Origin of the sequence: Tolypothrix sp. PCC 7601 (genome assembly GCF_025677855.1) — a bacterium.
Classification (GTDB): domain Bacteria; phylum Cyanobacteriota; class Cyanobacteriia; order Cyanobacteriales; family Nostocaceae; genus Aulosira; species Aulosira diplosiphon.
On sequence record NZ_CP064879.1, the window covers coordinates 928296 to 950696 of the forward strand.

At 40.6% G+C, this 22401-nt stretch carries 12 protein-coding genes; 9 read left to right on the forward strand and 3 right to left on the reverse strand.

Annotation, left to right across the window (positions count from 1 at the left end):
• Window positions 1–158: 158 nt before the first annotated feature.
• Entirely contained in the window at window positions 159–2261 is a 2103-nt protein-coding gene (locus HG267_RS03780) for a DUF1565 domain-containing protein (protein WP_052335183.1), read from the reverse strand.
• 202 nt (window positions 2262–2463) lie between these two features.
• Between HG267_RS03780 and HG267_RS03785 the strand changes: the two genes are divergently transcribed.
• Window positions 2464–2736 carry a hypothetical protein gene (locus tag HG267_RS03785; protein ID WP_045870305.1) on the forward strand — a complete coding sequence of 91 codons (273 nt, stop codon included), beginning with the start codon at window positions 2464–2466 and terminating at the stop codon, window positions 2734–2736.
• Here the strand turns inward: HG267_RS03785 and HG267_RS03790 are convergent.
• Window positions 2714–3796 (reverse strand): glycosyltransferase family 4 protein, encoded by a 1083-nt coding sequence (locus HG267_RS03790; protein WP_045870306.1) that lies wholly within the window; start codon window positions 3794–3796, stop codon window positions 2714–2716. The two genes, HG267_RS03785 and HG267_RS03790, sit on opposite strands and share 23 nt — an antisense overlap.
• Window positions 3797–4502: 706 nt before the next feature.
• On the opposite strand from HG267_RS03790, the gene HG267_RS03795 reads away from it, so the two are divergent.
• Both HG267_RS03795 and HG267_RS03800 read left to right on the forward strand, forming a co-directional pair.
• Entirely contained in the window at window positions 4503–5228 is a 726-nt protein-coding gene (locus HG267_RS03795) for an ABC transporter permease (RefSeq protein ID WP_045870307.1), read from the forward strand.
• A gap of 807 nt (window positions 5229–6035) precedes the next feature.
• Entirely contained in the window at window positions 6036–7871 is a 1836-nt protein-coding gene (locus HG267_RS03800) for a bifunctional serine/threonine-protein kinase/formylglycine-generating enzyme family protein (RefSeq protein ID WP_194007706.1), read from the forward strand.
• 192 nt (window positions 7872–8063) lie between these two features.
• Here the strand turns inward: HG267_RS03800 and HG267_RS03805 are convergent, their stop codons facing one another.
• The gene (locus HG267_RS03805; RefSeq protein WP_045870308.1) at window positions 8064–13556 is read right to left on the reverse strand and encodes a translocation/assembly module TamB; all 5493 of its coding nucleotides are present in this window, start codon (window positions 13554–13556) and stop codon (window positions 8064–8066) included.
• Between the two features lie 594 nt (window positions 13557–14150).
• Here HG267_RS03805 and HG267_RS03810 point away from each other — a divergent pair.
• From HG267_RS03810 to HG267_RS03835, 6 genes are all read left to right on the forward strand, one after another.
• Window positions 14151–14564, forward strand: a complete 414-nt coding sequence (locus tag HG267_RS03810; protein ID WP_045870309.1) for a DUF3110 domain-containing protein — start codon at window positions 14151–14153, stop codon at window positions 14562–14564.
• A 135-nt stretch (window positions 14565–14699) separates the two neighbouring features.
• Window positions 14700–15626, forward strand: a complete 927-nt coding sequence (gene murQ / locus HG267_RS03815) for an N-acetylmuramic acid 6-phosphate etherase (RefSeq protein WP_045870310.1) — start codon at window positions 14700–14702, stop codon at window positions 15624–15626.
• Window positions 15627–16370: 744 nt separating this feature from the next.
• Window positions 16371–17555: a response regulator gene (locus tag HG267_RS03820; RefSeq protein ID WP_045870311.1), complete on the forward strand. Its 1185-nt coding sequence runs from the start codon at window positions 16371–16373 to the stop codon at window positions 17553–17555.
• A gap of 506 nt (window positions 17556–18061) precedes the next feature.
• A complete protein-coding gene (locus HG267_RS03825) occupies window positions 18062–18427 on the forward strand; it encodes a response regulator transcription factor (protein WP_045870312.1) in 366 nt (121 codons plus the stop codon).
• Between the two features lie 57 nt (window positions 18428–18484).
• Window positions 18485–18958 carry a chemotaxis protein CheW gene (locus tag HG267_RS03830; protein WP_045870313.1) on the forward strand — a complete coding sequence of 158 codons (474 nt, stop codon included), beginning with the start codon at window positions 18485–18487 and terminating at the stop codon, window positions 18956–18958.
• A 103-nt stretch (window positions 18959–19061) separates the two neighbouring features.
• The gene (locus tag HG267_RS03835) at window positions 19062–22379 is read left to right on the forward strand and encodes a GAF domain-containing protein (RefSeq protein WP_045870314.1); all 3318 of its coding nucleotides are present in this window, start codon (window positions 19062–19064) and stop codon (window positions 22377–22379) included.
• Window positions 22380–22401: the final 22 nt, after the last annotated feature.

Consider the following 22401-nt stretch of genomic DNA (forward strand, 5'->3'; position numbering starts at 1 on the left):
CTGGGTACTGGGGACTGGGGACTGGGTACTGGGGATTGGGGAACTCGGGGCCCCCTCTGGGGATAAGGGGTAATGGGGACTGGGGACTGGGGACAAGGAGAAATTACTTTTACCAATTACCAATTACCAATTACCGATTACCAATTACCCCATGCCCATCAATTTAACACTTCAATAACTGCCCTCAACCCATTGCTATTGAGTGTTTTTAGCATGGTGTCGGCGTTATAGCGATTGCTAAATACTCCAGCTTGCATGAGGTTGCGTCCTTGGGAGACTGTGAAAAAGGCAGTCGGAACAAGGGACTGTACGAATTCCATGTCCTTTTGAGTTGCTACTTCCACTAGTACGCGGTAACGTGCGCCCATTGGGATACCATTATTCGGTAATGGGGTGTTACTCATGGGACTGATACCCGCAGGTAATGGGCTGTTATTTGTGGGAGCAACAGTATTTGGTAGTGGACTGTTATCCATTTGCGGAACAGCGTTAGGCAATGGGGTATTCATGGGAGCCACAGGATTGGGCAATGGATTACCCATTGGAGCCACAGTATTAGGCGAGTTATTGTTATAGTTTACGGCTGGATTACCTTGTGGTACTGGCACTCTCCGCATATTGCGCGTATTGCCTATGGGAATATTGGAATTAGGTACAGGCAAAAGATTTGATGGTGCTGGGGGCTTTTTGGCTCTGGTATTTCTGGGTGTGGCTGGCTGTGCTTGGGGATCGAATGGGGATTGGGGTGCTGTAAACTCGATCGCACTGGGATTAATCTGCACGTAATTTAACTGTGGTGTATCAGCAGAAGTTGCTGGTGCAGGGGGTACACTTGCCCTTTGGGTAGCGGCTGTACCTGCCAAGCTGCTAGGAACAGGAAAGCCGGGAACAGGTGAGGGAGTTGTTGCTGTTGTTGCTGGTTGTGGATTCGGCTTGGGAAGCAGGCGAGATGTATTAGCTGGTAACAGGGGCAATAGTTGAGGATTCAATTTACCAACCCTCATGTTATTGGCAGAATTGCTGTTGGGAGCAGTTGGTACGGTTACCTCGTTGGGAGTATCTGCCGCACCAGGAGCAGAGAAGGTGATTTCGCCATTGGTAGGTGCAATTTCCGGCCCGCCTTCAGCAGTTGGCACATTTCGAGCTACTAATGTTCTGGGAGCTTGTAAATCTACCTTACCTGCAACGCGACTGTTGGTAAGAGTATTACCAAAAGCAGCTATTACTTGTTTTGCAGCACTGGCGTTAATGTCGTAGCGAGCATTGTTGCGGAATTGATTGCCACCAGCTTCGGCATCAGTGCCTAAATCTGGCATTGCTTGGGCGATCGCCACTATACCATCCTCTTTATTGCCCTCAATAATGTTATTCCGCAAAATGGGGTGGGCGTTAGCTTGGATGATGATTCCGGCTCTATTATTTTGAATTTGATTATTTACAATTGTCGGCGCGGCGTTTTGGGCGATATTAATCCCAAAGCCTGTTTGTTGAAAAGTATTTTCCTTAACTTGAGCTTGGGAACTACCTGCAATGGTGATCCCATTGGCACCATTACCCTCAAAGTTATTCTGGCTAATAGTTGGTGCAGCATTGCCAGTCACAAATACCCCATCTTGGGTATTACCTGTAAATGTATTTTGTGAAACTACAGGGTTACTAGATTCAATCCACAATCCATAACCACGACGGTTGGGGTTTGTTATTGTTACGCCACTTAAATTTACTTGGCTACTCGCAATTATACTGATATTTTGACTGCCTAAACTCTTGCTGAGGTATTCACCACCTCCCTGAATAATTACGCCTCTACCTTGATTGTTCGTATCCCCTTGAATGGAAATACCTGGACGTAAAATCAAGGGAAATGCTTCTCCTGTTTCTGCACTGTAAGTACCTGCAGAGAGCATAATCACGGTATTAGCAGAAGCTTTTTGCAATGCTTGGGTAATGGTTTTCCAAGGAGCGCTTTCAGTACCATTGCCCTCTTGGTCATTTCCACTACTAGGATTGACATAGAGTACATTCGCCTGCGAAGTTGCTGTATCAGCCACAGGTGGGACTTGAGCAATCACACTGCTCAGGCTTGTTCCTAAAAAAGTGATACAAGCTACTCCGATCCCAACGCTAAAACATAATATAGATGAACGAAAAACTTTCAACAGTCCCAGTTCTACTAAAGAAGATGGTCGATCAACCTTTGCAACCTGTGCTGCTGGTAGAATATGTGACTTACGATATTTAGAAAATAATATAGAAGACATTAACTTTAGCGCACTCCTGTGAGTTGAGAAGAAATTTTTATACTGTGATTTGCTGGTATGCCGATAATGTTACTCAACATATTGACCAATTGCCTATTGGGAATACACAGTAAATCAGTTAAAAGACTGGTTTTTCCCAACAGGCATATAAAGTATTCATAAACCCTAGTAAATCATCAAAGATCCTAAAAAGAGTGCCTATATGGCAGATATTGCTGATGCGATCGCAACGCTAATTTTTGATGAAAGACTGTTAGATATCAGTATATTCAACAATTGGGTATTGGGAATGGGGCATTGGGCATTGGGCATGGGGAAATACCAATACCAAAAAAATAAACACCGACGGAACGGTGTCCATCGGTGTTTATGGGTGATTAGAGTTAATGAATCAGGATTTTTCGCAGATTTTTATCAAAATTACCTAAAAAAGGTGAACCTTAATGATTCACCTAGCGGCTGCTGCCTAAACTAACTGTGCTACGTAAATGACCGTTCTGAGCAAATCGCTTTTGCAGAATTTGCCGATAAACTTCTTCATAACTATCAGTCATTTTTTGGAGGCTAAAGCGGTTTTCTACGTGCTGACGGCAGGCGTAACGGTCTAAGTCTGCGACTTTATTAATGGCTTTGACGAATTCTTCGGTATTTTCGCATAGGAAGCCAGTTTTGCCGTGGTCAATGACTTCAACTGTAGACCCTAGTTTCATGGCAATCACTGGTGTACCAGCTGCCATAGATTCTACCATGACTAATCCAAATGGTTCCCGCCAGGTAATGGGGAATAAAGTGGCTACTGCACCTCCCATGAGAGCATTTTTTTGCTCGTGGTTAGCTTCACCTAAATACTCAATTTGTTTGCCGTCAATGAGGGGTTTAATTTCTTTTTCGTAATATTCCACATCAACGACATCTACTTTCCCGGCGATTTTTAAATGCCAACCTGCTTGTTTAGCAACTGCGATCGCAATATGGGTACCTTTCTCTGGAGATATGCGTCCTAAAAATGCTAAATAAGGGGGATCGCTTGGTTGGGGATGGAATTGATAACTGCTAACATCAATGCCGTTGTAGGCTGTGGCGACATAATTCAACCCTAATCTCTGTTCCCTTTGAGAATTAGAAATACTGATATAAGGTTGCTTTTTGGCATATTGGAACATTTTTTCATTGTCGCAGGTAAAGACACCATGCAAGGTGTGAACTGTGGGGGTCTTTACAAGATTTGCGTAGGGCAATGCGGCACAACCCATGTGGGAATGAATGATATCAAACTCTTCTGCCATTTCATAAACTGTACCCAATTGCAACATCTCATAGATGCCATATTCTTTCACATCAGGGTCAAGTCTCAAGGCACGGGGGTGAACTGACACTAGTTTTGCCAAACTGATAGAATCTCCGGAGGCAAATAGCGTAACTTCATGTCCGCGTCGCACCAGTTCATCAGTCAGCAACCCCACTACCAACTCAATACCCCCATAAGCTGGAGGTGGTACTCTCTCCCATAGCGGGGCTATCTGAGCAATTCGCATCACAAACCTCCTAAAAAATTAGTCTTGGCTGAGAGATTTTAGCTTTGTATCCTTTGGGTTTAAAGAGTGCTACCAAGCATTGCAAACTCTTATAGAATCTCTGCTTTCAAGCCAAGCAAATGATTAACTACTTTAGAATCTTAGAAGTGAATTTATCGCTTTTCGTCTACCTAAGTAGGGAAATTATCTTATCCTGAAGTGGTAAAAATCATGCTTTTGAAATATGCTATATCCATAGCGAATAGTGTTGAGAATAACGGTTTTTATAACTTTTGTGGTGTAGGAAAAGGTAAAGGGAAAATGGGGCAAGGGTGAATCTCCGCCTTTTATCTTTATTATTAACCACTTCACCGGAGCATATTGCATCCCAATCTTTATATTGGTTTTTCCTAGAAAATATTGCTTAAATAGATTAATTAAGCCTCAGAAAATGATTCCTGTACAAGATTTTCAACTCTTTGCCCTTGTTAGCTTTTTCAAGGTAAATAAATCGAATATTTAAATGGATTGTATGTATCACTCTTTATAACTTCAGATGTCATCAAACTAGGGCATGATTCATTATATTGACTATCAAAGTTACACAATATATAATTATCGGCTACTAAATTATCCAAAAAACTAGCTTAACGTGAATATTTCTCCCTCATCAAAAAAACCGCGTGTCTCATGGCAGGCGGTTTTATCAGTAATTATGTTTATTTTTATGTACCTACCTATACTGGTACTAGCATTCTATAGTTTTAATAGGTCGCCTTATAGTGCTACTTGGCAAGGATTTACCATTGATTGGTATCGCCAGCTATTCAGTGATGAACGGATTGTTTCGGCTTTGCAGAACAGTTTGATAGTTGCTTTCTGTGCAGTGGCGATTTCCGCCGTTTTGGGAACTTTGATGGCGGTAGGTTTAGCGCGTTATCGGTTTCCCCTGCAGAATGTCTATCGCGGTATAGCTTATTTACCGTTGATTATTCCTGATATTGCGATCGCAGTGGCTACTCTAGTGTTTTTAGCAGCGTTTGCTGTTCCCTTGAGTTTGTGGACAATTATCGCGGCTCACGTGGTTTTTTGTCTAGCTTATGTGGGGTTGGTGGTGTCTTCGCGATTAACGCATTTAAATCCCCATTTAGAAGAAGCAGCTTTAGATTTGGGTGCAACACCATTTCAAGCTTTTATGCAAGTATTATTACCACAGTTAATGCCGGGAATCATCGCCGGCTGTCTGTTGGCTTTCGTCCTCAGTTTGGATGATTTTCTGATTGCTAGTTTTACAGCTGGTAGTGGTTCTAATACTTTACCAATGGAAATTTTTAGTCGCATTAGAACTGGGGTAAAACCTGATATTAATGCTCTCAGCGTGATTTTAATTGTAGTCTCAGCACTTGTTGCTTTTATAGCGGAATTAATTCGCTCTTATGGTGAGGAAAATTAATATTAATTGGTAATTGGTAATTGGTAATTGGTAATGGAAATTTCTTCCCTGCTTCCTCTGCCTCCCAATACTACTAGGTTAAGCATTTTGAACTCAAAATTGGTTTTGGGGAAAAGGTTAAAGGTTAAGGGTTAAAGGTTTTTTCTTTCCCTTTTCCCCTTCCTCTTTTTCCCCTTAACCGACAGGTATTACCCTACCGCCTAACACCATTGAGGAGTAGCTGCCATTAAAGCTGCAGCTTCCGAACTATGTAAGGGTGGCGCTGTGTGTCTGGGCGGCAAGCAAGTATGATGTTACTTTCGTAATTAGTTATTAATAATACAATAAAGCTCAATTCAAAGCATAAACTCCTGTAGAGTCTGTACTGTCCACCCCCTACATTTTCTAGAATTTATCAGAATCCTTTTTGTTCAAAGCGAACATCCTGCATGAGGAATTAAGTTCATAGTGCAATATCTTATACTCATCCGGATAAATGCGGCATTTGATATTAATAAACGAACTGCTAATCATGCCAATCATGGCAACCATAAGAGAGATAGAGTTAAGAACAACTCAATATAATTGTCAGGTATTTTTCCATACTATTAAGCTGCTCTTGACATATTTAAGAAAATTAGATTATTATTCTTTCGGTAATAATAAATAATTGCTCTTACTTATACTCATATTTAAAAAGTTACAAACAGAGACTCACAAATAAATATAATGGCTATCTTTTTAGGTATTATTTATTTGTCTAAAAATCTGTTTCGCTTTCGATAATATTGGGGCTAACTTTGGACAAGATGCTACCTACCCTACATTATGCAAATCTGCCAAAATCCCAATTGCTCAAATCCGTTCAATGCCTACGGCAATAGATTTTGTTTGAGCTGCGGACAAAGTAATTTTGGTCAAATCCTGAGAAACCGCTATCGTGTACTACGTCTATTAGGTGAAGGTGGTTTCAGTAGAACTTACGCCGCAGAGGATGCAGATAGACTAGATGCACCATGCGTAATTAAACAATTTTTCCCGCAAGTTCAAGGCACGGGACAACGCTTAAAAGCGGCGGAATTTTTTAAAGAAGAAGCATTCCGCCTCTATGAATTAGGTGAAAATCATACACAAATTCCGAGATTGCTAGCTTACTTTGAACAAGGCTCTAGCTTATATCTCGTACAAGAATTTATTCAAGGCAGAACTCTGTTAGAAGAAGTCCAACAAGAACCTTTTAGCGAAAGTAAAATTCGGCAACTTTTAACTGATATATTACCAGTGCTGGACTTTGTTCACGCCCATAATGTTATTCATCGTGATATTAAACCAGAAAATATTATTCGCCGTTATAGTGATGGCAAACCAGTATTAATTGATTTTGGTGGCGCAAAACAGGTAACACAAACTAGTTTAGCCAGACAAGCGACAGTAATTTATACACTTGGTTATGCTCCCGCCGAACAAATGGCTGGATTTGCTTGTCATGCTAGCGATTTATATGCTTTGGGCGTAACTTGTGTGCGGCTTTTAACTCAATGTTTGCCCTTACAAACTGATGATGGACAAGTTCAAGATAACCTTTATGATGCCATGAATGCTCAGTGGTTATGGGCACAAAAGCTGCAAAAAAATGGTATTACCATCAGCGATAGTTTAAGCAAAATTTTGGATAAATTGCTGCAACATTTACCCAAGGATAGATATCAAACAGCTGCAGAAGTTATTCACGATTTGAAGTCTACAACTACATCTGACTTAGAAGCAGAAATTATTGCCATTTCTCAAAAGTTGTTCTTACCTTTTGCATCAATTACCAAATCACAAAAAGTTGTAGTGCCACTCCCACCTTTACAAAGTTTTGAATTTGATGTAATCACAGTAGATACTGCAGGTAGAGAAGTCAACCGCGATCGCTTCCACAGTGAATACTTTACTGAAGAATTGAGTAAAGCGATCGCACTAGAAATGGTCTCAATTCCTGGTGGTACATTTATGATGGGTTCGCCAGATTTTGAAGGCGATGCAGATGAACGTCCTCAACGCCTAGTTACAGTAGCACCCTTTTTTATGGGGAAATATCCTGTAACTCAAGCACAATGGAAAGCAGTCGCCGCTTTACCAAAAGTCAACCAACCTTTAAATCCCAACCCATCAAAAAACAAAGGCCCAAATCTACCAGTAGAAAATGTCACCTGGTATGAAGCCGTAGAATTTTCTCTTAGGCTAGCCGAAAAAACCGGACGTGATTATCGTTTACCCAGCGAAGCCGAATGGGAATATGCTTGTCGTGCTGGAACTAAGACATCCTATCACTTTGGCGAAACTGTCACGCCTGAGTTTGTCAGCTGTAGTAGTGGCGATACGAGATACCGTAAAGAAAGCACAAATGTTGGTAGCTTTGAAGTCGCCAACGCCTTTGGATTATATGATATGCACGGTTTAGTTTGGGAATGGTGTGCCGATCCCTGGCACAACAATTATCAAGGCGCACCCTCAGATGCAAGTGTTTGGGAAGATGGCGGCGATCAGCATCGCCGGGTATTGCGCGGTGGTTCCTGGAGTTTTGGTGCAGAACTTTGTCGCAGCGCTAGCCGTAGTTGGGATGAGTCAGATGGTGGCTTAAGGAGTTGCGGCTTTCGTGTAGTTTTTTCTGCTGATTAACGAAGGTAGTAGACCACTTTTGTAACAAGGATTTATGCTCTTAAAAGGCGAATGGTATTAAATCTAAATCTAGAATCTAAAAAGCGGTTTCCAGCCTCTGGGTTTATGGAGAATAAAATAAAAAAATTCAATATTTAAGCCTCTTCTTTACCAGGAGAGGTTAATCCAAAATTTACCATTGAATGACTTAGTCTAAAATCGGCGATCGTACTCAACGACTGCACGGCTATCATCAAATAAATTGGTGGAAGCACGCAAACGAATTTCATCATTAATACGGTAATTTATACCCCATTGCAGTGGGTCATTGGCTGTGAGGATTTTGATACTAGAAAGGGAAAACTTAGAAGAAATATCTACACCAGCTTCTAGGGCCAATTCTAAAGTTGAATTGCTCCTACCAGCTTCCGGATTTTGAGAAAGGACGGTAGGAAATAGGCGTAGTTCACTTAAACCAAAAGCATTACCAATCTGGTTAAATGCTCCTTGAAAGTTATTAAATACAGCAGAACCTGCAATATTAATTAGACCTAAAGTACTGTCGCCACGTCCTTGAGTGTCAATAAATCCACCACCTAACAGCGCCACAAGTTCTGTTTCGCCGCGAGATGGTGTACTTGTGAGTTGGAGATTTTCGTCAAGTTTGCTAGCAAGTCCTTTAATATTAGCTTCAACTCTGATAGTTTCTAAGGTTGATAATCCTCCGGTATTGAGTCGGCTAATATCAGTAGTTTGATTACCATCAAGTACTTTGGCAAAAAGGCGAATATCTAAATTGGGATCGCGGGGTTGTTCCTTTTTAAAAGTTGCAGTGTGTTCATAACCACGAGCTAAGTTAAATTGAGTAGTAAATAAATTCACTCCTCCCCCTGTTAATTTAATAGTTCCATCAGGTATAGGCTGATTTAAAGAACCATTAACTGCCAGATTTCCTGTTGCTTGGAAGTTGATAATTGGGGGACGGGTAATCAGAACATTTTTACCTAATACTAGTTCGAGATTATTTAACCTGGCTGTTGTATTTTTGGTATTATTCGGGTCTGGTTTATCAGCTTTAGTCAGTGTCGGTTCCTGATTTTTGGAGTTAGCCGTGTTAGCAGATTCTGCTAGCAAGACTTGCCCGTCAGATAACTCTACTTTGCCGCCAATTTCTGGGTTAAGGACAGAACCAGTAATTTGTAAATTACCACTAGCACCGCCTTGGTATAATCCTTTCAACCTTAAAGTCAGTTGATCCAAATTAACAGCAAGAGGCGTGGTAATTACTTGTTCTTGATTGTTAAATATGGGAATTTCTCCGGCGGCTTCTACCTTACCTCTGCTAAATCTACCTTGCAGACCTTCTACAATAATGCGGTCAAAATCAAATGTGATTTTGCCTGTCACATCTCTCAGCTTTCCAGGTAAAGCTTGGGCAGAAAAAGTGGCATTATTCACGCTAGCAATACCTGTCATTTCTGGTTGTTGTCTGGTACCGTTAACTGTTAAATCTACCTCTCCTTCACCCTTTTCAAATACAATCTGGTTATTTAATAGATTTAATAGTGCAAGTCCCTCATTTTTGACTTTGACATCCAAGCTGATTTCATTGTTATCAGGTTCTACTGAAGCGAAAGGCAATTTATAAGGTATATTACCGTTAATTTTCACAGGTTCTGAACCAGTAACTAGGATATTACTGCCAAAATTTAAGCGACTATTGTCATAACTAAAACTAGCGATCGCAGATTCTACTTTTTTCTGATTGATTGTACCGTCAGTAATGGTAATTTCTCCCCTAGCTTTGGGATTGCTAACGCTACCTGCTAAAGCGACGGAGGTGCTAAGATTACCGCCAACCCCAACGGGTAACTTGACAAAATTACTGAGTACCTGGATGGGGAAATTTCTCACCTGCAAATTCCCCGATTGATCGTTACCGCCAATATTACCGTTAAAGGCAATCAGTCTTTCATTAGAGGTGATGCGTAAAGGTAGCAGCGTCAGAACGCCATCGCTAAATCTACCATTCGCAATCACTTGTTCCGCCCGATAAAACCGTCCTACTTGGTTCTTTTCTTCTTCTTTACCCCAAGTCCAATTTTGCCCATTTAAATTAAACTCCACCGCTAAACCCTTATCTGTAGCAGTATTTAAGGCAATTTCACCACCGAAAGTGCCGTGCAAGTTAGCTAAATCTGGGATAGGATTTGTTTCTAAGCGCTGTTGTTCTTGCGCTGCTAGTAGTGCCTCAACTTGGTAAAAACGCTCGATTTGGGTTGATAATGGCTGATTGGGCAATCCTTGAGGGACAGTCACTAAATCCGCAGCTTTACCATAGTTTGGCGATGTCATCCCACTGCGAATATCTTGCAGTTCAAATACCTGAAGCGCTGTCAGGACATCTTGAACATTACCTTCGCTGACGTTGAGTTTCCCTTGAATTTGGGGAGTTTTCCCAGAATTACTGACATTACCTGTAAAGGCGTAGCGACTTTTACCCTTAACAAAGGCGCTATCTGTAATATTTGCGGTACCGTTCCCATAGCGGAATTGTGCCGTTAAACTGTCGCCCTTAATGCGTCCAACGGCTGGATTTGCGATCGCAATATTTCCGGCTGTGGCTAATGTTTGTTGATTAATCTGTAAATTCCCGGTTAAAGCCCCAGCTAAGGGACTTTTGCCTAGGCGAGTGTTCTCCGGTAAAGATAAATTTAATACCTGTAAGGGGAAGTTATTTAAACTCATCGCCAAACTATCCCCTTGGGCTTGACCGCTGGCTGATGCTTGTCGCCAATTGACTAGGAAGGATTGGGGGCGATTTTTGCCATCGAGGTTAACGGTAATGCGATCGCTCTGACCAGCTACGTCTAAACTAGTACCTTTACCTTGAATAGTCTGAATATTTCCACTGAGGACAGGCTCAAAGGCAAAGTTTTTCACTGCCAAATTTCGTAACCGCAGTTGTCCTTGCAGGTTCGGTACAGGTAGCGTACCGCTCACCTGTCCAGCAAAATCGGCTTTTCCTACCAAATTAATGCCATTGGGTAGCTTCAAGGGCAACTGTTGCAAGCTGTAATCTAAAGCTTGTACATTGAGTTTTAAGTCCGTAATTTCTGGTACGCCAGCACCTTGGGCATTGGCTAATATGTAACCGCTAGCATTGAGATTCGGCCCAGTAGCGCGTTCTATATTTAACCTTTCACCATCCCAAGCGATCGCAGCATCGATTGGTTGCTGAATTGCTGCAATTCCTTGAGAAAATTGCACCTGACCAGCAGCCCGCACATCAGCTAATTTTGGCGATTGTACTGTACCGGATACTTGCAATTGACCGCCAAATTGACCGCGTAATTGCTGATTTAACTGCTTTAATTCCACACCAGAAGCGGCAACTACAGCTTGATAGCGACCGTTGTTGAGTTGGATATTTTTAGCGGTAACTGTACCATCGGCTACATTCACCTTTGCTTCACCAGTAGCTTGAATCGCTTCTGGTTTAAATGAATCAACCGTACCAGCAACTTGGAAATCTCCCGTTAATCTACCGCCAAATTGCTTAAATGTCGGTGCTAATTGCGGCACTAATAAATTACTTGCCCGTAGTTGTGCCTGATACACACCGTTATTAAGTTGAATATTTTTCGCTGTGACTGTACCATCAGCCACTAACAAATTACCCTCACCAGTACCACGCAGAGTTTGGAGGCTGAAATTATCTCTGCTACCTGCAATTTGGAATGTACCAGCTAATGGCCCAGCTAAAGCTGAGGGAATATTTTTTAATACCCGTCCCAACCGGACATTATTGGCGACTAATTCAGCTGCAAAGTTTTGGTCTTGCAATTGCAGTTGAGAAATTGCTACAGTTCCGCCACCAATTTGTACCCCTGCACCTTCAGGGCGGATAGTAGCAATTGTAAATGGTGCTGTTGTCCCAGACAGCCGCAGCCGACCGTAAAATTCTGCCCCCGTCAACGAGACATTTTGCAGTTTAGTCTTGTCTACAAAGGGTTCTAACTGCACACCCTTAGCGTCAGCCACAGCTTGCCAACGTTGATTGGCATAAGTACCAGAACCTAATACCTTACCACCAGCGACATTTAAAGCCACATTGCTAAAAGCTACAGTTCTGTCTGGGGCAACTGTAACTGTACCAGTGGCCGGGTAAGTTGCCTGTGGCGCTTGCCATTGCACTACAGTATTAACGTCACCAGGAATACCATAGAGCTTACCTGTGCCAGAGACAGTACCGATTTGAAAAGATGGGGCTGTATTGTAAACTTGGGCGATCGCATCCCCTGGAACATTGTTAGCAGTAAAATCAAAATCTAGTTGTGGTGTTTTCCCCAGTTTGACTGTCCCGCCACCCGTAACCTTACCCCCAACGGTGGCTGTACCTTGAATATCTCTAAAACTAATTAAGGAATTACTCGTAGAAAACTCAAATTTACTAGTAACATTTTTAAAATCTACTTTATCAATTTGGGCAGGCTTAATTGTGGCGACTGTGCCTGAGAGAATCGGTTTATTGATGGCTCCTCCCAGTTGTACATCTGCCTTCACTTCTCCGATTACTGGTATCGGTAGATTTACCTTGAGAGTTTCTAAGGCATTATTCACATTTACCTGATTGACTTGCCCAACTACTTTATAGCCAGTTTCTCGATCAATGATTCCTGCAGCTATCAGGGGAATTTTGCCGTAATTAGTAGCTACTTTCTCTAACTTAATTCCTAATCCTTGAAAACTGAGATTACCGTCGGTATTATTCAAAAGTTGCGGTAACCGGGGTATTTGAATCGCTACCCCTTGCAAAGCCGCACTACCATACAACAAAGTCTGTTGCTGTGGCTGCAGTTGAATTTGCAAATCCCCATTGACTCGACCGGCTTGTAAAGTTAATGGTAACTGGATAATCCTGGTAATATCTGCAGCTAGTAAATCTTGTCCTCGTAGCTGTAACTTAGCCGCTTGGGTCTTCAGCCCTGTTTCACCCTGAATTGCGATATTACCACCGCTGTCTGCTTGTGCCGCTATATCAAAACGTAACAGCTGGTTTTCATTTAAAAGTTGACCAGTGCCATTGAGTTGAGAAAATGCTACTGGAACTTTCGCAACTTGGGGAATAGTTTGTAGTTGTTGAGAGATATTTGCTGACGCTTGTGTTGGTGTAGCTGAGAGCAAGTTTACTAAAACCAGCTTGCCATTGCGTAAGCGAATATTCTCTAAATCGGTTTTAATTGGCCCGCCTTTAGGCCCCAAAGCAATGCTAGTAGTCAACCAGCGCCCTTGCTCATCTTTTTCAATATAAACATCTGGGTTGACTAAGGTAACATTTAGCTTGAGGGTGCGGTTCACAATTAACTGCAATGGATCAAAACCCACCTCTACCGCATCAACTGTCACCTTATCTGGGTCTGTGGCGGTGGCTGGAATCGCTGAAGCACCAAACCGCACTCCCATTAAAGAGAAGTCTGTAACTTTGCCTAGTTGTACTGGACGGTTGAGTGTAGTAGTTAGATTTTTTTCGGCTAGGGGCGTTAACTCTTTTTGCACAAAATTCCATAACCGCCACATTCCGCCTAACACTGACAAAAGTAAAACTCCCCCCAACGCAATACCACCGCGACTCAACACCAGCAACCAAAAACGCTTACGATTTGGGGAAGGGGAGTGATTAACTTGTTTAGGAAGCTTAGTCATTTGCTGTCACTCTTTTTAGGCGAATGTAGCTGGCTTACTACTGGCATTAACTAGTACTAGATTGCTCTGCCATTCTTAGAATACGTCAACTCAACCTCAGGACTGATGCTGCAATTGAGGAAATCGTTCTATTCCATAATATTGGCATTGTCAGGAATACCGTAATCAAGTAAACTACGCAAACTTTGTAGTCTAAAATTTCTATACTGGCAGTGTTTCTCAGCGCGTAGTTTAAGTATGCAAATATCAATGGCAAGCTTGACTGGTTGAGATAGGCAAAACAGCAACGCCCTTCTACCCTAATTTGGATACCATTGTCATTCAGTAAAGTCGGTAACTGATGAAAACACATAATTCCTAGACGACAATACCTTGGTGGGGTTCCAGAAATATTCTCTATCTAAAGAAATAGTTCTAGTCATTTGTCATTGGGTAATTGGTAATTGGTGTTTTTCCCCCTGCTCCCTGCTCCCTGCTCCCTGCTCCCCTGCTTTTCCCCAATCCCCAATCAATGAAAATTCTGCCTCTCTACTTTCCCGAAAGCACAACCTAGAACTTTAATTAAGATATAGACGAGAAAACTATTAAAGATAGATGATCACACCAATGCGCGTTTTTGTATTGATTTTCAATGCTGGAACGGAAAACGAAGGAATTCATACGGTGAAGGTAGGCGATCGCAATAAAATTCTGATGTTTGAGTCAGAAGACGATGCGACTCGCTTTGCTTTAATGCTAGAAGCTCAAGATTTTCCTACACCAAGCGTAGAAACGATTGATGCTGAAGAAATCAAAGAATTTTGTGAAAGCGCTGGTTACGATTGGGAACTTGTCCCCGAAAACAGTAATGCAGTCATAACTCCGCCAGAAATCAATTTAGAAGAAACCGATTGGAAACCTGATGCTGATGAGCCAACTGTCCGTTCTACTCAAACAGAGGAAGCAGCACCAGATATATCTAATTCTGAACTAGACAGTATTCGTCGTAGACTTGAAGGTTTATTGTAATTGGGGATTGGGGATTAGGGACTGGGGAAAAGCAGGGGAGCAGGGAGCAGGGGGAAAAATAACAAACACCAATTACCCATTACCAATTACCCATTACCCAATGACAAATGACAAATGACAAAGGACAAATCATAAATGACAAATTTGCAAGAACGTGGCTATCTTTTGACCGAGCAAGTAAATGCTAACAGTCTAAATTTAGACCAAATAAGTTCTCTAGAACTGGTGGAATTATTTAACAGCGAAGACCAAAAGGCAGTTGCAGCAGTAGCCGCAGCTAAAGAACAGTTAGCACAGGCAATTGATTATACTGCCGAACGTCTGCGCCAGGGAGGACGGTTATTTTATATTGGTGCGGGGACAAGCGGCAGATTAGGGGTATTAGATGCTGCGGAATGTCCACCAACTTTTTGTACACCCCCAGAACTGGTACAAGGGATTATTGCTGGTGGTGCTGGTGCATTGGTACGTAGTTCCGAAGATTTAGAAGACAGATCTGAGGATGGAGAAACTGCGATCGCTCAACGGCAAATTACGCAATTAGATGTAGTAGTAGGGATTACTGCTGGTGGCACAACTCCCTACGTGCATGGGGCGCTGAATGCTGCTCGCCAAAGGGGGGCAATCACGATTTTTATGGCTTGCGTACCTGCAGAGCAAGTTAAATTCGATGCCGACGTTGATATTCGCCTGTTAACTGGGCCAGAAGTACTGGCTGGTTCTACTCGCCTGAAAGCTGGTACAGTCACCAAGCTAGCGTTAAATATCCTGTCTACTGGGGTGATGGTAAAGCTGGGTAAAGTGTACGGCAATCGCATGGTGGATGTGGCGGTTACTAATCAAAAATTACGCGATCGCGCTTTGCGAATTTTGCAAGACCTCACCGATTTAAGGCGAGAAGATGCGGGTGTGTTACTAGATCGTAGCGGCAATTGGGTGAAGTTAGCCCTATTGATGCATTGGACTGGTTTAGATAAAGAAGAAGGCGATCGGCTTTTAGCAGAACATCAAGGTAATGTGAGGTTAGCGATTGCCAGTTATCACAATGTCAACAAAACCTGATATTAATTGTTGATCAAAATGCGCTTAATACAGCTTAGAGAATCAAACTTTGTTTGTATAGCCGTACCCTTCTAGTACCATCCGATCAATTTTTTGACTTTTGAATTGATGGCAGTACTTGGGTATCGCATTAAGCGCAAGTTTTTTGATGTTTAATAACTATTATTGGCATTTTTAGCGGTTTTTAGCGTTTGATTATTGAGTTTTTATAGGTGTAGTAGAATCTGAGTAAAGTTACTCGTTTAATAAATGATATCAAGACTTATTAAGTTCTGATTGCAACGAATTTTAGCCAAAAAAATCAAATAATCAATCTAATTCACACAATTCAACCAAAAATTACAAAATTAATCAAAATTTTATAGGAAAACCAACTAGCTCATCAATATAAATCAGTAGAAATCCTGATCGTTATTCAACTTCAAAAAGCATAGAATCATATTCTATACCTGCATAGATCATAATTATTTAATTATGGCGAAAAATAGAGGCGCTAATCACGGGTTATTCATTAGCAGATAACTCATCTATTAGCCCTATTTTTGCTATTCTTTGGGTCGATAATGCTCATTTTTGACTTTGTAGTTATATTATTTTCTACAACATAAATAGCAATAACCCGGAGATTTTTCCCAATATATTGGTATTTATTCAAGCTTGTTTATTTTGACTAATATATGGGTAATGTAATGTGAGCAGGGCTGATTTTTTAGTCAAATACCAAAATATATTTGGTCAAAAAAAATGGTCATATTAGGTAATGTGCTGAATGAATTTAAAACTTGTACACAATTACAGTACAATGGCACGTTAAATCTTAAAAGCGCAAAAAATCACAAATGGAGCTTTTATTATCGTCTAGGGCGAATAATTTGGGCATCAGGAGGGATTCATCCATTTCGCCGTTGGCGAAGACAAATGGCGCAAAACTGCCCGGAAATTGATGTAGATAAGATACGTTTAAGTTCTCAAGACGTAGCAATTGAATACTGGGATTATCGGCTTTTAGAAATTTTATATAAAAAACAAAAAATTCAAAGAGAGCAATTTCATAATATTGTAGAACATACAATAGCAGAATTATTTTTTGATTTAGCTCAGGAGTCTGATTTTTCAGATGTAACTTGCAATCGTAGCCAAGAATTGATTGTAGAAATGCCCATGAGCTTTACCAGTGCAGATGTCTCTTTAAAACAGATGCATGATTCGTGGAAGATTTGGTCAGAAGCAGGTTTAGCAAATTTATATCCTGATTTAGCACCGATAATTCGTAAGCCAGAACAACTCCAGCAATTAGTTAGTCCAGCTGTTTACAATAATTTTGTAAATTTGATTAATGGGAAATATACACTGCGAGATTTAGCGGTAAAAATGAAGCAGAATCCATTACCCGTTGCTCGTTCATTACTACCTTATATACTTAAAGGTATTATTGAACTTATAGAAATACCTGACTTACCCTTATCAGTTGTGACTGTGCAGAAGAATTCTGCGCCAGCAACACCTCAAAAGCCCAATGTACCATTGGTAGCCTGTGTAGATGATAGCCCCCAAGTGGGGAAACTTTTAGAAGAAATTATCACTTCTCACGGGCTAAGATTTATCAAAATTCACGATGCTGTGCAAGCTTTACCAATTCTCATTCAAAATAAGCCAGATTTAATTTTCTTAGATTTAATGATGCCTGTTGCCAGTGGTTACGAAATCTGCACTCAGTTGCGGCGAATTTCTGCCTTTGCTCACACACCAATAATTATCCTCACAGGTAATGATGGTCTTTTAGATAGAGTTCGTGCTAAAGTTGTTGGCTCTACGGATTTTATCACTAAACCTGTGGCCAGTGATAAGGTAATGAGTATTGTACGTAAGTATTTACCTATCCAAGCTTCCTCAACCCAGAAAAACACCCCTCAGGCTAATAGCCTGTAATACAAGTATTACTTTCAGTAATTCCTGTTCATACTGGCTCTTGAGACTTTATATAATCACACAAAATTATTAAACCCAAATTTCTATCCCACGAAAATTAGCTAACTGTTTAAGTAAGATAATTTCCAGCTTTTTTAAATTTGCACTACATTCTAAAAATTCACCAAGAAGCTGATTTTTTAGTATTTAATCACGCGGTGAACTCATTTCCAAGATTATCCAAGAATTACTAATATTTTAAGGATTGATGCAGCTGATATTGTCCCGATTCAACAACAGCCTGTAACATCAAGTAGAAATTGAATCTAAACGTAAAGCATTACTGTAACAATTTTTGCCAAAGTCTACTTGAATATAACAATTAAATACATATTATTTCTCAAAATTAACGACTGATTTTGGTTTTTAAGTGCTTTTTCTGAGGCTAATGTATGAAAAATGTATTAGCTTTGTAAAAGCCAATTTTATTGTTGAGAATCCCAATATAAATTTAATAGGAAATAAATATGAATACTGTTTTAGTTGTTGAAGATGGTTTGACAGACATGGAAATCATCAGTACATACTTGCAACAAGCAGGATACTATGTATTGAGTGCTAAAACTAGCGAAGAAGCTCAATACCAAATTGATACAAATAAGCCTGATGTCATATTTCTTGACGTTATTTTGCCTGGTAAAAGTGGCTATGAAATTTGCCGAGAGCTAAAAACTAATCCTCAAACTAGTAATATACCTGTAGTTTTTTGTTCCACCAAAAATGGTGATGTGGATAAAGTTTGGGGGAATATGCTTGGAGCGGAAGCTTATTTATCCAAACCCGTCGATCGCAAAGAACTAGTAGAGACTTTACAGCGATTAATCATTAAATAGAGAATTGCGGAATCAGCAAATAGAGTCAAAGTTTTAGCAGAAAAAGGAAAAATTATTTTGGAAACCAAACAAAAATTTTTAAGTTTTAATTTGGGAGCCAAGGATACAGGCGTAATTCAGTTACAACACATCACTGAAGTTTTACAAATATCATTAGCAGAAATCTGCGGTGTTCCGCAAATGCCCAATTGTGTTTTGGGGATTTATAACTGGCGTGGCGAAATGCTGTGGCTAGTCGATTTAGAGGAAATGCTAGGGTATTCTTCGCTGTTACAAGGCTCCAATTTAGTTGCCAAAATGATGACAATTGTCATAGAAAACGAGGGTAAATCTTTAGGTTTACTAGTACGTCAATTGACGGATATTGAGTGGCTAAATACTCAAGAAATGAAAACACATTCTACGGAACTGTTTTCGCCATTAATGTCACCTTTTTTACAGGGTTACTTTATTAGCCATAATGAGGAGATGATGTTTACCTTAGATGCTTTAGCAATTATTCAAGCTCCTATATGGGGTAATCATAATTAGAATCTGGTAGTTTATCGAAGTACTATGTTTGCGATTACCAGAGTTTTACTTGCAATTTGAATGTAGTTAAATATTACTAATTAAAGTTAGTGAGGGGTGTAAAATGAAATATTATGGCAGTGCTCAAACCAATAGTAATGCTGCTAATAAAAAAGAAGCATTAGAAAATCAAAATGGTAGTCCAGAAATAGCCAGTATTCCTGGGGATGAGTTGGCTTTATTAAATGCAGTATCTCAGGAATTTAAGAGTTGGCGGCAGCAACTACAAGGTATATCTAGCCAATTACGTCAAGCGCCAGATTTAGATAATCTATTGAAGGTTACTGTTACACAAGTTAGAGAAAAAATTATTAGCGATCGCGCCTTAATTTATCAGTTTACTACTTCTGAGACTGGTACTGTTTTACAAGAATCTATCAACAGAGGTTGGACACCAACTCTCGGGGAAAATTTGCCAGGTATTACCTTTGGTTTATATGAGAGTCAAGAGTATTTAGAACCTGTAGTTATTAATGATATTACGCAGCTTCAAGTTACACCTTATCAACAACAACTTTTAGAAAAATTTCAAATCCAAGCTTGTTTAAGCTTACCAATTGTAGTTAACGATAGAGTTTGGGGGTTGCTGGTAGTCAATCATTGTGCTGCTGCTAGAGAATGGCAAGAAGTAGAAATTACTTTACTATCTCAAGTTACTACAGAAATTGCCTACAGAATCCAAAGCTTTACTTCTGAAAAACAAACTCAGCAGGAAATATTAGCACAGAAATCTATCGTTAAAGTTATTGATAGAATTCTCAATTTATCATCTATAGATAAAATATTTCAGACAACTACTCACGAAATCCGGCAATTCCTCCGTTGCGATCGCGTCGCCGTATATCGCTTCCGTCCCGACTGGAGTGGTGAGTTTGTATCTGAATCTGTAGGGAATGCTTGGGTAAAACTAGTTTCTCCAAATAAGAACACTATTTGGGAAGATACTTTCCTGCAAGAAACCCAAGGTGGACGTTACGCCAAAGGTGAAAGTATAGCTGTTAGCGATATTTATCAAGCCGATCACTCTCAATGTCATGTTGAGATTTTAGAGCAGTTTGAAATGAAAGCCTATATCATAGTTCCAGTTTTATCGGGACAGAAATTATGGGGCTTATTAGCAGCTTATCAAAATTCTGGGCCGCGTAATTGGCACCCTTGGGAAGTTAATTTCCTCACAGAAATGGGCTTACAATTTGGTGTTGCTATTTCCCAAGCTGAATATCTTGAACAAGTACAAGCTAAAAATGAGCAACTGACACAAATAGTTGAACAAGAAAAAACCTTAACTAAAATTGCCAACCGCATTCGCCAAACATTTGATACAGAAAGTATCTTTAAAATTACTACCCAAGAAGTTCGCCAATCTCTGCGCTGCGATCGCGTTGCAGTTTATCGTTTTAATGCTAACTGGGGTGGCGAGTTTATTGCAGAATCAGTGGGTCACCCTTGGGTGAAGCTAGTAGGGCCAGATCTCAATACTGTTTGGGAAGATAGCTATTTGCAAGAAACCCAAGGCGGTAGATATGCTAAAGGCGAAAACTTAGTTGTCAAAGACATTCACCAAGCTGGATTTTCGGCTTGTCATATAGAAATTCTAGAGCAGTTTGAAGTTAAGTCCTGCATGATAGTTCCTATTTTCTTAGGAGAAAAATTATGGGGCTTATTAGGAGCTTATCAAAACTCAGAAACTCGTGAATGGAAAAACTGGGAAATTAACTTTTTAGAGCAAATTGGCTTGCAATTTAGTTTAGCTAAATCACAAATCGAATATTTCGATCAAGTACGAATTAAATCGGAAAAATTAGCTCAGATTGCCGAACAAGAAAAAGCTTTAACAAAACTAGTGGATCGTGTTCGCCAATCTTTAGACGTGGAAGAAATATTCAAAACATCCACACAAGATTTACGGCAATTACTCAAATGCGATCGCGCCTGTATCTATAAGTTTAACCCCGACTGGAGTGGCGAATTTGTCGCTGAATCAGTCAGTCATGGTTGGGTAAAATTGGTAGGGCCTGATAAAAAAACTGTCTGGAAAGATACCCAAGTACAAGAATGCGCCCAAATTGGTAAATATCAAAAAGGTGACTGTTTTGCTACAAATGATATCTACACTGCCGGACATTCTGTTTGCCACATTGAAGCATTAGAGAAATTTGAAGTCAGAGCTTATGTAACTGTACCAATATTCTTTGGTGAAAAACTGTGGGGATTACTAGCAGTTTATCAAAACTCTGGGCCTCGTGACTGGGAAGAATCGGAAATGAACTTGCTAGCACGGACTTCCGATCAGTTAGGGTTAGCATTACAACAAACCGAGTATTTGCAACAAGTCAAAGCACAGTCGGCACAATTAGCTGAAGCCGCCGCCAGAGAAAAAGCCGCTAAAGAATTATTACAACAGCGTTCTATTCAACTGCTCACAGCACTCAGACCTGCTCTCAATGGTAACTTGACAGTACGTGCGCCGATTACAGAGGATGAGCTGGGTACAATTGCTGATGCTTACAATAATACCTTGCAAGCACTCCGGCAAATTGTCATCCAAGTACAGTCTGCAGCGCAACAAGTTGCTCAAACTTCCGATACTAGTGAAGCATCATTAGTTGGACTTACCCAATTAGCCAACCAACAATCCCAAGAAATGGCCGCAGCCTTGAATGATATTCAACAAATGGTTGATTCAACAAAAGCTGTGGTATCCAACGCTGAATTGGTACAAGTTGCAGTCAAACAAGCTAACCAAACTGTCGAGTCTGGTGATGCGGCGATGAACTTGACTGTACAAGCTATCCAAGGTATTCGTGAAACTGTTGCCCAAACTAGTAAAAAGATTAAACGCCTCAGCGAATCTTCGCAAAAAATCTCGAAAGTGGTGAACTTAATTAGTAATTTTGCCACCCAAACAAACGTTCTAGCTTTGAACGCCGCCATTGAAGCTACCCGTGCAGGTGAATATGGTAAAGGTTTTGCAGTGGTAGCTGATGAAGTTCGTTCTTTATCTCGCCAGTCAGCCGCAGCAACTATCGAAATTGAAAAACTAGTGCAAGAAATTCAAGCAGAAACTGGGGAAGTTGCAGTGGCGATGGAAACAGGTATTCAACAAGTTGTCGAAGGAACAAATCTTGTCAATGATGCGCGACACAATTTAAACGCTATTGTGAGTGCAACAGCTGAAATTAGCCAGTTACTTCAACGAATTAGCGAAGCCACTCAAAAACAAATGTCTCAGTCTGTGACAGTAACTTCAAGTATGAAAGATGTCGCAGAAATTTCCCACAAAACTGTTGCAGAATCTCATGAAATTGCAGCTGTCTTCCAACAATTATCGGGAATGGCAAAAGAACTATTAGCAACTGCAAGTAAGTTCAAGGTTAATTAATGGGAATGGGGGATTAGGGACT